This is a genomic window from Nitrosomonas ureae (assembly GCF_900206265.1).
GTDB lineage: Bacteria > Pseudomonadota > Gammaproteobacteria > Burkholderiales > Nitrosomonadaceae > Nitrosomonas > Nitrosomonas ureae_C.
Genome location: NZ_LT907782.1, coordinates 2,412,178 through 2,425,745, shown reverse-complemented (window position 1 = coordinate 2,425,745; position 13,568 = coordinate 2,412,178). Strand labels below are relative to the sequence as shown.

12 protein-coding genes are annotated in these 13,568 nt (G+C 44.6%); 9 read left to right on the top strand and 3 right to left on the bottom strand.

Annotated elements, in window-relative coordinates:
* Positions 1-38: 38 nt before the first annotated feature.
* Positions 39-782: a hypothetical protein gene (locus CPG39_RS11240; protein WP_096293557.1), complete on the bottom strand. Its 744-nt coding sequence runs from the start codon at positions 780-782 to the stop codon at positions 39-41.
* A gap of 183 nt (positions 783-965) precedes the next feature.
* On the opposite strand from CPG39_RS11240, the gene CPG39_RS11235 reads away from it, so the two are divergent.
* From CPG39_RS11235 to CPG39_RS11205, 7 genes are all read left to right on the top strand, one after another.
* Positions 966-2,123, top strand: coding sequence for a cysteine desulfurase family protein (locus CPG39_RS11235; RefSeq protein WP_096293556.1), 1,158 nt, complete (start codon positions 966-968; stop codon positions 2,121-2,123).
* A 91-nt stretch (positions 2,124-2,214) separates the two neighbouring features.
* Entirely contained in the window at positions 2,215-2,964 is a 750-nt protein-coding gene (locus tag CPG39_RS11230; RefSeq protein WP_096293554.1) for a sugar phosphate nucleotidyltransferase, read from the top strand.
* 45 nt (positions 2,965-3,009) lie between these two features.
* The gene (locus CPG39_RS11225; protein ID WP_231990287.1) at positions 3,010-3,426 is read left to right on the top strand and encodes an HIT family protein; all 417 of its coding nucleotides are present in this window, start codon (positions 3,010-3,012) and stop codon (positions 3,424-3,426) included.
* 22 nt (positions 3,427-3,448) lie between these two features.
* Positions 3,449-4,534, top strand: coding sequence for a fatty acid desaturase family protein (locus tag CPG39_RS11220; RefSeq protein WP_096293551.1), 1,086 nt, complete (start codon positions 3,449-3,451; stop codon positions 4,532-4,534).
* On the top strand, positions 4,534-5,271 hold the full coding sequence (locus CPG39_RS11215) for a 2,3-bisphosphoglycerate-dependent phosphoglycerate mutase (protein WP_096293550.1): 738 nt from the start codon (positions 4,534-4,536) through the stop codon (positions 5,269-5,271). The genes CPG39_RS11220 and CPG39_RS11215 overlap by 1 nt, the downstream gene beginning before the upstream one ends.
* Before the next feature lie 16 nt (positions 5,272-5,287).
* The gene (locus CPG39_RS11210) at positions 5,288-5,818 is read left to right on the top strand and encodes a DNA-deoxyinosine glycosylase (RefSeq protein ID WP_096293548.1); all 531 of its coding nucleotides are present in this window, start codon (positions 5,288-5,290) and stop codon (positions 5,816-5,818) included.
* 350 nt (positions 5,819-6,168) lie between these two features.
* Positions 6,169-7,206, top strand: a complete 1,038-nt coding sequence (locus CPG39_RS11205) for a VanZ family protein (protein WP_096293546.1) — start codon at positions 6,169-6,171, stop codon at positions 7,204-7,206.
* A gap of 48 nt (positions 7,207-7,254) precedes the next feature.
* Here the strand turns inward: CPG39_RS11205 and CPG39_RS11200 are convergent, their stop codons facing one another.
* Complete coding sequence (locus tag CPG39_RS11200; RefSeq protein WP_172424119.1) at positions 7,255-8,712, bottom strand: DUF4139 domain-containing protein; 1,458 nt, start codon at positions 8,710-8,712, stop codon at positions 7,255-7,257.
* A gap of 166 nt (positions 8,713-8,878) precedes the next feature.
* Positions 8,879-9,334 (bottom strand): YbaN family protein, encoded by a 456-nt coding sequence (locus tag CPG39_RS11195; protein ID WP_096293545.1) that lies wholly within the window; start codon positions 9,332-9,334, stop codon positions 8,879-8,881.
* 185 nt (positions 9,335-9,519) lie between these two features.
* On the opposite strand from CPG39_RS11195, the gene CPG39_RS11190 reads away from it, so the two are divergent.
* A complete protein-coding gene (locus CPG39_RS11190) occupies positions 9,520-9,984 on the top strand; it encodes an FKBP-type peptidyl-prolyl cis-trans isomerase (protein WP_096293543.1) in 465 nt (154 codons plus the stop codon).
* Positions 9,985-10,239: 255 nt separating this feature from the next.
* A complete protein-coding gene (locus CPG39_RS11185; RefSeq protein ID WP_096293541.1) occupies positions 10,240-13,512 on the top strand; it encodes a DUF748 domain-containing protein in 3,273 nt (1,090 codons plus the stop codon).
* Positions 13,513-13,568 lie beyond the last annotated feature (56 nt).

Here is a 13,568-nt window from a genome sequence, read left to right as displayed (position 1 = left end):
TACTGCCATGATGAGACTGCACTATCTCATAATACTTTTTAAGCTGAAGCTAATCCCAATAAACTATGATCCAGCACGCCGATGAGATCACTAACCCAGTATCTTTCCAAAAGATTGATGGCTTCATCGGTTACCAGATCAGCCAGCTGTTTATCATTCCAGACAACTGGTGCAGGTGATTCACTCAATGCTTCAAGGACAAGCACCTGAAACTCGTCGGGATCATCACCTGTGGGAAACATATTGATCTGATCCAGTTCAGTTTGGTCAAGTGCCAGAAAAATATTAATTAATGAACCATAAAACAAAGACTCCAGGTTGTCATGGGTTGCAAGAACATCATTGAGGTTTTCTACACCTAACTCTCCTGAAGAATAAACTCCGTCATCAGATTGATTCAAGTTTGCCGGGCCAAAAGTCCCATCATAGTCGTAATTCGTATCAATTGCCGGCTTAACCACTTCACGCAACGAGGCATTCGATAAAACACCTTCTCTTTCATTAAAGGCGACAAGACTTTCCAACGAACCTAAACTAGAATTCACCAGAAGATTGGTATTTAATTGCGTATTTATCGTCGCGCTGTCATAGCCCGCGTTTAAAAAGTATTCATGAACCACGTCTTTCGAATAACCCGATATTTCACTCAGCATTCTGGTGTTTACACCGTGTTCTGATGCTACATCGAAGATGATTTGGGGCTGATTAACATTTGTATTGATAAAATCTATTGCCTGACTGAGTGTAAAACCCAATTCAGATAAACGCTTCTCTGCCAGCATAATGCAGTTCTCCCTTGATTTGATTGTTGACTTTAAATGATTCTAGCATCCAATATTGGCGAACTCTAGGGAAAAACATTCGGCAGGCATATAGGGGTGGAGGCAGTACATAAAATACTCGGCACCATAAAAACATTCATTTAGGTTTATCATACTGTATTTCCCAATTTACAGATGAACTGAATGGAACCAGTCTATTTCGACCATAACGCCACCACCCGTATTGATGACGCTGTATTGGAGGCCATGCTGCCTTACTTTCAACGAGAATTCGGCAACGCCTCCAGTCGCCACGGATATGGTTTGAACGCGCGCCGTGCCATTGACAAGGCACGGAGGCAGGTAGCGGATGCGGCAGGGGTGCATCCGGCGCAGGTGATTTTCACCAGTGGCGGCTCGGAAGCAAATAACTTGTTTATCCGCGGTGCAGCGGATAGTTTGAAACCCGGCAATCTTTTCATCAGCGCGATTGAGCATCCTTGTGTGTTGAAACCGGCTCAAGCGCTTTCTCGCCGCAGTTGCGATGCGTGGGCGATGCATCAACTGGCGGTTAATACATCCGGACAAGTGGATCTGGATGCGGCGGGTAATGCAATGCAAAAACACAAACCGGGATTGGTTGCGGTAATGTTGGCCAATAACGAAACCGGCGTGATTCAGGATGTTGCCTCTATCGCCGAATCGGCGCGCTCACATGGCGCTTATGTACACACCGATGCGATTCAGGGATTGGGCAAAATTCCGCTTGATTTTTCGGCGCTCAAAGTGCATGCCATGACACTTTCCGCGCACAAGGTTTATGGCCCCAAAGGTGCGGCGGCATTGATCGTCGACAAACGGTTGTTATTGAAACCGCTGATCTATGGCGGTGGACATGAAAACGGATTGCGCTCCGGTACCGAGAATGTACCTGCAATTGTAGGTTTTGGCGTCGCGTGCGAATTGGCACAAGCACGTATGGCCGAAACCGCACAGCATGTCTCAATATTGCGGGATCAGTTGGAAAAAGGGCTAGCAAGTATGGATGCAACAATTTTTGGCACTGCTGCTGCGCGTATTCCCAACACGTGTTATTTTGCATTACCGGATATTGAAGGCGACACGCTGGTGGTTAAACTGGATAAAGCCGGTTTTGCCGTTGCCGCCGGAGCCGCCTGTTCCAGCGTAAATCCGGGACAAAGTCACGTGCTGAATGCCATGCAGGTCGACCCGATGCTTGCACGCTGCGCGGTGCGTGTCAGTTTGGGACGCAGTAATACGCTAGAACAAGTTGACAATTTCTTGCGTGCCACCCAGCACATTGTTGCAGAACTAAAGCAGACCAGCAGTCTTTCTTTTTAAAGCATACCGCACTCACTAAATCCAAACTTGGTTACAATGCTGTATTGCTATTACCGCGTTGCATGAAAAGTACCTTAAAATCATCTTATCTATGACGAACCCAGTCACGAAACCGATTAAAGCCATCATTCTGAGCGCCGGGCAGGGTCGCCGTTTGTTGCCGCTAACCGAGAATACACCGAAATGCTTATTGCCAGTTTCCGATAAACCTGTGCTGGCTTGGCAAATTGATGCTTTGCTAGCTGTGGGTGTAAATGATATTACAATTATTACCGGCTTTCAGGTGGCTTTGATTGAGGCGTTGTTGCAACAACGTTACGCCAACCATCCCAAGATTAAAATTCTGTTTAACCCCTTTTATGAGGTAGCGGATAATCTGGCAAGCTGCTGGATTGCACGCGCTGAAATGGATGGCAATTTTTTGTTGCTAAACGGCGATACCGTAATCGAATCGGCGTTGCTGAGCAAAGTCTTGAATTCAGAGCCTGCGCCCATTACACTGAGTATAGATGATAAGGACGTTTATGACGCTGACGATATGAAGGTGCAATTGGACACTGATCGCTGGGTACGGCAAGTCAGTAAAATCGTGCCGCCACATCAAATCAATGCGGAATCGATCGGCTTGATTTATTTCCGCGAGCAAGGTGCACATATGTTTCGTAAGGCTGTGGAAGAGGCTTTGCGTCATCCGGCGGAACTCAAATCATGGTATTTATCGATTATTGATCGCCTAGCCAAGCAACATTTAGTAAATTCCTGTTCTATCAGAGGCTTTCGTTGGTGCGAAATCGATTTTATCGAAGACTTGGCGCGGGCGGGGATTATTTTTAGCGAGTAAATTCGTATGATGCAGAATTCGATTTCATCAAATTGCAATGCTACCATGCGCAAGTTCGGTGCGCCGGAAACAGTAATCCGGGCATATCAATACTGGTCAGTATTACTACGCCCCGCACAAGCTACACTGGGTGCGCTGGTTTTAGTCGCACATGAGTCGGCTCAAGCTTTCTCGGGATTGAGTGTGGCGAGTTTTACAGAACTCCATGAGGTAACCCATCATATTGAATTAACGCTCAGCCGGGCTTTTCAATATGACAAAATCAATTATCTGATGCTGATGATGGTTGATCCGGACGTGCATTTTCATGTGCTGCCACGCTATGCCCACTCTAAGTCATTTGCCGGAGTGGAATTCATTGATGCAGGTTGGCCAGCTGTACCGAACCTGAGTCAAATCAACAAAACGGACACAGCGATCAATCAACAGATTATGGAACACCTCCGAACCTGCTGGCCGTAACTGTAAGGATGCGAGACAACAAGTGACTGAACAAGCTATTGAGCAGAAAACCTCTTACGTCAAGGAGTTTCCATTGCGGGAAGCACATCATCTGGTGCGCGACCTGATGACGCCGAATCCGTGGATATATTGGGTTGATTTTCTGTTTCATGTCACTCTGGGCTGGGCCGCTTTCTTTACTGCATTGTTTTCTCCGTTTTTATCACTGTGGCAACTGGGTAGTTTTGTCGTCGCTGTGCTGGCGTTATACCGCTCGGCAATTTTTGTACATGAGCTAGCACATTTGAAAAAAGGCACGTTCCAAAACTTCCGCCTGGCATGGAATACCTTGAGTGGCATCCCATTCATGATCCCTTCGTTTACTTATGATGGCGTACATAATGACCATCACAAACCGGATGTATATGGCACCCATGCTGATGGGGAATATCTGCCGTTTGCGACGCGTAAACCCCGAGAAATAGTGGTATATGTGCTATTGTCGCTGCTGATCCCAATCTTTCTGGCAATACGGTTTGTGGTATTGACCCCTCTCGCTTATCTGATTCCTCCGCTACGCAAAGTTGTATGGGAACGTGCATCGTCATTGACGATTGATCCAACTTACCGGCGTGCTGAAAATGCTGTTCGCAACGACCTCAATTGGCGGCGGCAAGAAATCGCTGCTTGCTTGTTTGGCACAACTGTCATCGCATTGGTGATATTGGAGGTTTTCCCCTATTCGTTATTGATACTCTGGTATTTGATCGCAGTAACTGTTTTTATCCTCAATTCATTGCGTACATTGGCTGCTCATGCTTATCGCAATCCCGGAGATCGCAAAATGACATTAGCTGAGCAGTATCTGGATTCGATCAATATTCCCGGCAATTTCCTGATTACGCCGCTGTGGGCGCCCGTCGGTCTGCGTTACCATGCTACGCACCATCTCTTTATGAGCATGCCGTACCATAATCTTGGCAAGGCTCAGCGTCGCTTGGTCAATAATCTGACAGACAATTCCCAGTATATCCAAACACTGCGCAGCGGCTTATGGCCAGCATTAAAACAAATCTGGCGCGAATCATCCGAAGCCGCCACACATCCCTCACAGCGGCAAAGCAACTAATGCCAGAAGCTATCCCATTGCAAAAAACTTCTCGGCAAAACATGACAAAGCTGGTGCTGCTGCGTCATGGACAAAGTATCTGGAATCGTGACAAAAAATTCACCGGCTGGAGCGATGTAGCACTGAGCCCAAAAGGTGAACAGGAAGCTGAACAAGCGGCCTACTTGCTGAAACGCGCAGGCTTTACATTTGATGTGTGTTTTACTTCCGTATTGCAACGCGCCACATCAACTTCACGCATTGTCTTGGCGGCTATGCATCTGGATATTCCGGTGCTGCAAACCTGGCATTTAAACGAGCGTCATTACGGGGCACTGGAAGGCATGGGACGTTGGTCGGCGATCAAGCAATTCGGCATTTGGCCGATTCTGGGCTGTCAAATCAAATTTGACGCCGCTCCCCCCAGCCTGAGTAAAGGAGATTACCGTTATCCCGGTAATCAATCCGATTATGCCTCTATTGACCGCAATGAACTGCCAACGGGGGAGAGTTTGCAACAAACCCTTGTGCGCCTCAAACCTTATTGGCAGGATATGATTCAACCGGAAATCCGGCAAGGAAAACATGTGCTAATCGTCTCTCATCGCAACACCCTGCGCGCATTGATGATGCTGCTGGATCATCTTACACCCGCACAAGTCATGAAGTTGAAACTGGCTACCGGTCGACCCATGGTGTATGAACTGGATCAACAATGCAATGCCTCGAGGCATTATTACGTCGATAAGCTGGTTTGATAGGCCTCGATTCATCGTGCCAACTATCCACAGCTTTGCCCCCATTGCAGGCAGGCATGCAAAAATTCTGATTCTCGGCAGCATGCCCGGTGAAGCCTCACTTGCCGCGAATCAATATTACGCGCATCCACGCAATGCCTTTTGGCCAATCATCGCCCCTTTGTTGCAAATCCAAGTAAATTCGCACTATGAAGAAAAGATAATCGCTCTGGAATCATCGCCCATCGCACTATGGGATGTGCTCAAATCCTGCAATCGTGCTGGAAGCCTGGATTCAATGATTGAAACTGGCACGCAGATTGTCAACAATTTCCCAGCCTTTTTTGCATTACATCCGCACCTCACACACGTATTTTTTAATGGTGGAAAAGCAGAGACCTGCTTTAGGCGTAACGTGACTCCAAGCATCAAGCTAGGATCGATAGCCCTGTTAAGACTACCCTCCACGAGTCCTGCTAACGCAAGATTATCATCCGATGAGAAATGCAAAACATGGCATCAAATGATTAAACTGGCATTAGAAGCACACTGCCCACCCATTCGATAAAGCAATGCAAAACACTTGACGACACAGCCCAGGATGCGTTTTACTTATACGCTACAATACAGCAACAGCTAATTAATCTCTCACTGAAAGGAATTCATTCGATGAAAAAGCTCGTGATTATTGTGCTCATTATTTTTGCCGCTGGATACATCAGCTTAATGGTTCAGTATTTCTAGACCAAACAAATAACGCTCAAATCGCTTTGCCCGCGCAAAAAACAGTATTGTACAACTTGCATATACAGGGAATCTGTTACAAACCTTCACAATGCATAAAAGAGCATGTTTATTTTCCCTGAATTTGATAGCCGCACAGATTACATCGTATTGTTGCGCAACAGCGTCTGATGCATGTCGCTGTTTAAAATACAGTGCTGGTTTTTTATTTTATTAGCGGGTGCCACCATCGCATCCCATACTTGGATCACCCAGTTTGAACAAAGCGGAACTGAGCTCTTAACCAACCATTGGCAGTACAAAGTTTTCGGGAATAATCGAGTTGATCTTACCAGTACCGGATTCACTCTTTTTTCCAATAATGCAACAGCCATAACCAGCATTTATCAGAACATCCCGGAGATTACTCCGGGTACGATTTTATTGCTATCCGCCAAGGTGAAATGCAACGATGTCGTAGCTGGCGAGAAACCTTGGAATCAGGCCAGACTTCTATTACTGCAGGTTGATGAAAAGAAGGAGCGTTGGGACCTATCCACCGTGGTCGTAGCGCTGACAGGTACCCATGGTTGGAAAAACTATCAAGGCATTTTTACTGTTTCACCTGAAACCCAGAGCGTCCGAATAATCGCACAATTAAGTCAAGCTACCGGCTCATTCCAGGTAAACGATATCAAACTTTACCCAGTCCGTGAAACTCGGATGTTTACGATGACCAGAAACATCACGCTATTGGCATGGGGGGTGTTTTTTCTGCTGCTGACAGGCTCATGCCTTTTTAACAGGAAACACAGTATTTTTCTGCGTTTATTATTAGTTTGCACCTTCATTTCCATAATCGTTGGAACAACTTTTCCGGGAGATACCAAGAATCAGGTATCCGATGAAGTAAAAACACACTTTCACACGCAGAGTGAGCCTCTTAAAGCCACTATCCTATGGAATTTATCCAAGATCTGGCATTTTTGTTCCTTTCTTTTGCTGGGTTTAATTATCGCCTTGATGATGACGCAAGAATCCTTAGGCCGCGTGATATTCATCATTTTTTCTCTTGCTGCCGGCACTGAGCTTGCACAACTCTATATCGAAGGCCGCACTCCTCTCGTAGCAGATTTTTTTATTGATGCAGCGGGCGGTATTGCCGGTATGGTTCTAATCTGGCTTAGAAAAATCAAAAAGGATAATTATACTTCTGATACTAAGACCGCATAGAATAGAAGATAAATTGGGCAAGAAGTTCTTAATAAACCAGAAATACATTCAGTATCTTATCTGCACACGATATTTGAGTAAGGCAGATCCTTCCGCAGGCACTTCTACTTTCCACACCGCCAGATTGCTAGCAAGCTTACTATGCGACTGACTTTCTTCAATAATCTTCCAGTCACCCGGGATTGGTTCTTGAACAAGCACCGTAACTGCTTCCTTCTTCGCATTCTTGAGCGTAATTTCATAAGCGCTTTCAAAGCGATTAATAGTATTATTGCCAGCACCCAACTGTTTGAAATCGGTTTGCTTCCTGACTGCTGTCACATCAAACGATTGACCCAGTTTCAACCGCACAGTCTCATTGATCGGCGTGTGATCAATCCAGTCTTCACCCACGAAGTGCGCATTGCTCATTTTATCGCGCTTATACACACGCATTGTGCCCTTGGGCAAAGGTATACCTAATCGTACCGATTCTCTATTGTCAAATTGCAAAAATACGCTTACCTTGAGCTTTTGCCCGAGATCGCTATGGCGCGAAGCATAATAGTAATCGTTACCGGACAGAACAAGCTCTTTGCGCACGGGTACGCTGACGACATTGAGCAATGAAACTTGCTTGGTCTGATTCTCAGCGAGCGTCGTCGGCCTATTCAGATGGTATAAGTGGTATTCCATCAAAGATTCCTGATTCATTGACAATTCCGCAGCATCGAATGTTCTCTTGCTTCGCATTGCCATAGGAACGGCAAGTTCCTGCTGTACCCGGTTAATGTCGCCAGCCACCAATTGTAGTTTTGCCCGGGAATAACGGGTTCCGCTGGTATTGGTTAACGTAACCCAGCCGGATAGATCCATTTGATCATCGGTGTCATTCAGTTCTGCAACATAATCCGCTTTCCAGGACAAGCCGCTTGTCAAGTAACTAAGTTCCAATTCCTGTGCCGCGGAATCACTACGGTTTCCTTTAATCACCAGTGTAGGACGGTCACGCAAGTTGTTCGGCACATTCTCAAAGATTATCCGACCGGGGATACCTGTCTCAATACGATCGGCCATCTTTAACACAACCCCCTCGCTGGCAGCCAATACCACCGCCTGCTCCCTGCTTTCTGTGCCGGTTGCTGGATTGATCTTAAGGAGGGTTACCGCTTGCCCAATATATTTGTTGAGCAGACTTTGTGGTGTCAACAAATCAAAATTGAAATTTTGCTCGGCTACGGTAATGCCACCCGGATAACTGATGCTCCGCAGCAATGCAGTTTCCGGTCGTATTTGCGCACTGACATCGCGCCATGCCAGATTAAAATCACTGCTGACAAGATTAACCCGACGTAAATCCTTTATCAGAGCCAAGTCATTGTTATAAATAGTGACTGCTACTGATTTCTGGTCCGCGAGAGTAGTCATTAGCTCTTCGGTTCCTGCATTTGCCATCGAATCATAAAGAAACAGTGCACCACTGATCGTCAACAAAGCTTGGCTAGAGATGCGATTTAAAATATTCATGACATGCAAGACCTAAACAAACAGGTTAAGTGAATCCAAAATAAAGCACCCTGCCGCAAGCAGCGGGGTATTAACTGCGCTCTACAATCTGCTGGTTTTCAACCAGCTTTCGCCCCAAGGGGGCGGGGAATTAAACCCGCAGAGATTAATTCAAGAAGTAGAAAAATCAAACTTCTCTTACAGGAATACGCCAGATATAAAAAGCCAGCACACTTCCGATCCCGATTAACATGATCTTTTGCCACAGTTCGGGTACGATTAAAATGGAACTGCCGAATGATAGTGACATCAGAAAATATGCCCAGCGTTTGACGCGATAAGGAATACTATGATAAATATTCCATTCGCGAATTATCGGACCCGCTATCCGATTTTCCAGCAATTTACGATGAAAACGCTCTGAACCCCGCGCAAAACAGGCAGCGGCCAGAAGGACAAAGGGTGTGGTGGGCAGCACCGGCAAGACCGCTCCTAACGCGCCAAGCAGTAATGCCAAAAAACCAGCACTCAAATACAGGATGCGTACAATCGGTGAATCATGCAGACATAACAAATCGACCGTTTGCTCATCCGCAACCTTCCGTTCATTCTGGTTTGGTTTTTGCTGCTCCGATGCCTGCATTTTTAATTGTGTAATTAATGTATCTTAGAAAAAATATATATTTATTGTCTATAACTTAATTAAGTTTGATTCAAAAAGCAACCATCATTTGGAGCGACTACAGATCAAGAAATAACGTTAGCAGCTATAATATCCAAAGATACATTATTCAATTAACCGGATTTTATTTTATTTTTGAGGAAATTATGCGCAATATCAAAGCACTAATTAGCTTAACCTTCATATTGTTTGCGTTGTTAACACTACCCCACGCTGCTTTTGCTTACAAAGAACATGCGGCCGTAAATGGTTTCGAATTGCAAAAAATTGATAACAAGATCGGTACAGGAGAAGAAGCGGAAATTGGAAAAACGGTCAATGTGCATTATACCGGATGGCTTTATGATGAGGATGCGCCCGACAAAAAAGGCCCCAAATTTGACAGCTCCTTTGATCGCAAGGAGCATTTTTCATTCATGTTGGGAGCCGGTCGCGTCATCAAAGGATGGGATCACGGTGTGCAAGGAATGAAAGTGGGTGGACACCGTACTTTAATTATTCCGCCATCCATGGCGTATGGAGCCCGTGGTGCCGGCAATATCATTCCGCCGAATGCTACTCTGATTTTTGACGTAGAATTGATTGGTCTGAAAAAAGATGCTCACTATTAAGATTTGTATTTTATTCGACACTTAAGCAAGTATTGTAATTGAGCTATTAGGTGAATTGTTTTATTACCTCGGAATAGAGCTCATTTACCCTTCAATTCTTAGATTCATTTAATCGCTGCAAATTTAATTCTTCACCTCTTTAGGTCGGCGAACCTCAAATCACCGACCTAAAGAAAACCAACCCCACCGGTTACGGTGGAAGCTTTTAATCAGCCTGAATGTTTCATAATATACTGAGAATGACAGGAAACTGCTATGACTACGACCACATCGCAACGTTTCATTGGATACAAACGGCTGGGCATCAGTCTCGGCGTGATAGCAATTGTGATTATCCTCTTAGCAGCCATCAGCTATTTCTGGTTGCCCGGTTATGCAAAGTCTCAACTCGAGATACGCTTATCCGAGTTCCTGCAGCGTCCTGTCACAGTAGCCTCGATCGAAATCAAACCACATACGCTGGAGTTGCTTGTGCACGGTTTTCAAGTAGGCGTGAAAGCGGATAGTAACGAACCAGGTGAATCGCTTTTTTCTTTTAACAGACTATATATCGATCTCAGTATCAAGTCGCTGAAACAACGCGCACCCGTGATCACAGCAATTGCTCTGACACATCCTAAATTTCGTTTGATTCGAGAAACAAAGGATCAATTAAACATTTCTGATTTACTGGAGAAATTCAGCCAACCCTCAGATGAAAAAGATGATGATGGCGCTCGATTCTCGATCAGTAACATTACGATTCAGGAAGGGCATTTTGAGTTTCTTGATCGGCATATGCAAGCAGATCATCAGATCACTGAAATTAATTTGGGCATTCCTGTTATTGCTAATTTTGATAGTGCATTAGAACATTGGATAGAGCCCCACTTTAGCGCAAAAATTAACGGATCGCCCTTTGCACTGGAGGGCAAGCTGCGCCCTTTTACAGTTCCGCAGGAAGCAACGTTAACGCTTAAATTCAACAAAATCGATCTATCCGAGTTTGATCGATATGCCCCTCTACCCCAGGGAATCAGGCTCCTTTCAGGTTTTCTCGATAGTGATTTGCTTCTTACATTTACACAGGAGCAAGGCCAAGCCCCCAATATTATGCTTACCGGCAATACGATATTGCACCAATTAGCTATAAAAGATACTACGGTAGCTGCACCCTATCGCACGAGTGTAAAAGAACTGAACATTGCACTGACCCAGGTAGATTTGATGCGTGAAAAACCATCGCAAATTAAATTAAAAATGAATCAAGTCGAATTAACGCGTGAAAGTGAAAGTGAACCTGCCTTATCACTCGCTCAGCTAATTATCGACCGCATCCAAATCGACACAAAACTGCGTCGAATTACCTTAGAAGAAACAGTTCTTGATCGCTTGAACACGACCTTGCGGCGAGAATCCAGCGGCCAAATCGATTTGGCCCGTTTATTTGAGCCTATCGATGCACAAGGACAGACTCAAGCACAAACACAAATCCAAACAGCTAAAGTGGAAGTGCAAAAACACATTCCCATTCCTGGGAGAAAACCAGCTTATTCCGATGCTGGGGTTAAAGCAGTCGAAAACAAATCAACTCAAAGCACTTCCATTACACCCTCTACCCATGCGCGCAAGGAAATACCTTCCAGTAACAATGGGGCAGAGGCGCCGTGGACAACGCAAATCAAACGCATAAAGCTCAGCACAGCTAGGCTGAGCTATGAAGATCTGACATTGACTAAAACGCCTCCGATGATCATAGATCCTCTCGATATTACTATCGATAACGTCGATCTAAAAGGTATCACGCCTCTGAAACTATCAATCAATGCACGCGTTAATCAACGCGGTCAGATTAAAGCTGATGGTTCCCTAGCATGGTCGCCGTTTGCCACAGATCTGGCTTTAAACCTTGATACCGTAGATCTAGTATCTTTGCAGGGTTGGATGGGTGACAAGTTAAATGCACTGATATCAAGTGGTGATGTGTCTTTTTTGGGTAATCTGAAAGCACAGCATGGCGATCCAATGAAAATTTTAGTGAAAGGTGAAGCAAAGCTTTATAACCTAAATATATTTGATCCCAAAAATACGGAAGATCTGCTGAAATGGAAAAAAATGGATATCAATGGATTGAATGTGACTACCCATCCATTGCGTATCGATATAAAAACTGTTCGTTTCAGCGATTTTTATGCACGCATGATACTTTTACCTAGCGGGGATCTTAATCTTGTACATATCGTGCAAATTGATAAGCCGCTGGACGTTGAAGTAGAAGCCGCTAAAAATACAAATGCGGTTGAAATGAAAGTTACCACTCCTGATATAAAACCTATTGATACTTATCAAATTAAAACTCCAGAAGAAACCTTGATTCGTATCGGGCAGGTTTTGTTGCACCAAGGTAATATCAATTTTTATGATCGATTTATTAAGCCTAGTTATCACGCAAATTTAACAGGGCTTACAGGCCAAATCGGCCCATTATATCCAGGAAAATTTGGGATTATCGATATTCAAGGTACTATTGACAAAACAGCACCATTGAAAATAAATGGCAAAATAGAACCCTTCAGTGACAATCTTTTTCTTGATCTTAACGCAAAAGTTGAAGATATCGATTTACCTCCCTTCAGTCCTTATTCAGGAAAATTTGTGGGTTATGCAATTGAAAAGGGCAAGCTGTCAGCCGATGTCAATTACCAAATTGAGAATGGCGCTTTATCAGCTGATAACAAAATCTTTCTGGATCAATTTACCCTCGGAGAAAAAATTGATCGCGAAGATGCCGTCTCCCTACCGCTCGACCTGGCGATTACGCTTCTTAAAAACCGCCGCGGTGAAATTGACATACACCTACCGCTTAAAGGATCGATTAATGATCCTGAATTCAACCTTGGCGACATTATTTTCCAAACATTTGTGAATCTCATCACCAAGGCGATTACCTCTCCTTTCACATTACTGGGTTCAGCATTTGAAGGGGGCGAAGAATTATCTGAAATCACCTTCACCCCTGGTTTTGCAAGCATCGAAGATGAGTCCCTGCAACGCTTGCAAACCTTATCCGAAATTTTAAATGACCGTCCGTCTCTGGAACTGGAAATTTCCGGCCATGTCGATCCTGTCACTGATCATGAAGGATTGAAACTAGCAATGCTGCAAAACAAAGTGAAAGCACAGAAATTAGCCGAAGATGTCAAGAAAGGCATTACCACCGACACTCTTACAAATATAACATTAGACCCGGAAGAATATAGCAAATACCTTGAAATAGCCTATAAAAAAGAAGATTTCGAGAAACCAAAGAATATCATTGGCCTAACCAAGGGTCTTCCTGATGCCGAAATGGAACAACTCATGCTTGAACATACAGTGATTCATGATAATGACCTGAAAGTACTGGCAGAAAACCGTGCTAATGCGGCACGTAATTGGTTGATTGAAAATGGGGGAATTACCAGTGAACGAATATTCGTCGTCAGCACCCATGAAACTAAAATAGATAAGCAGAAAGCTGGCAATCGGGTAGAGTTTTCATTGAAATAAACAACCCCGAGGCAAAGCCAGGGGAATCGCAAGTTAAACCCCTCCCTATAAATTGA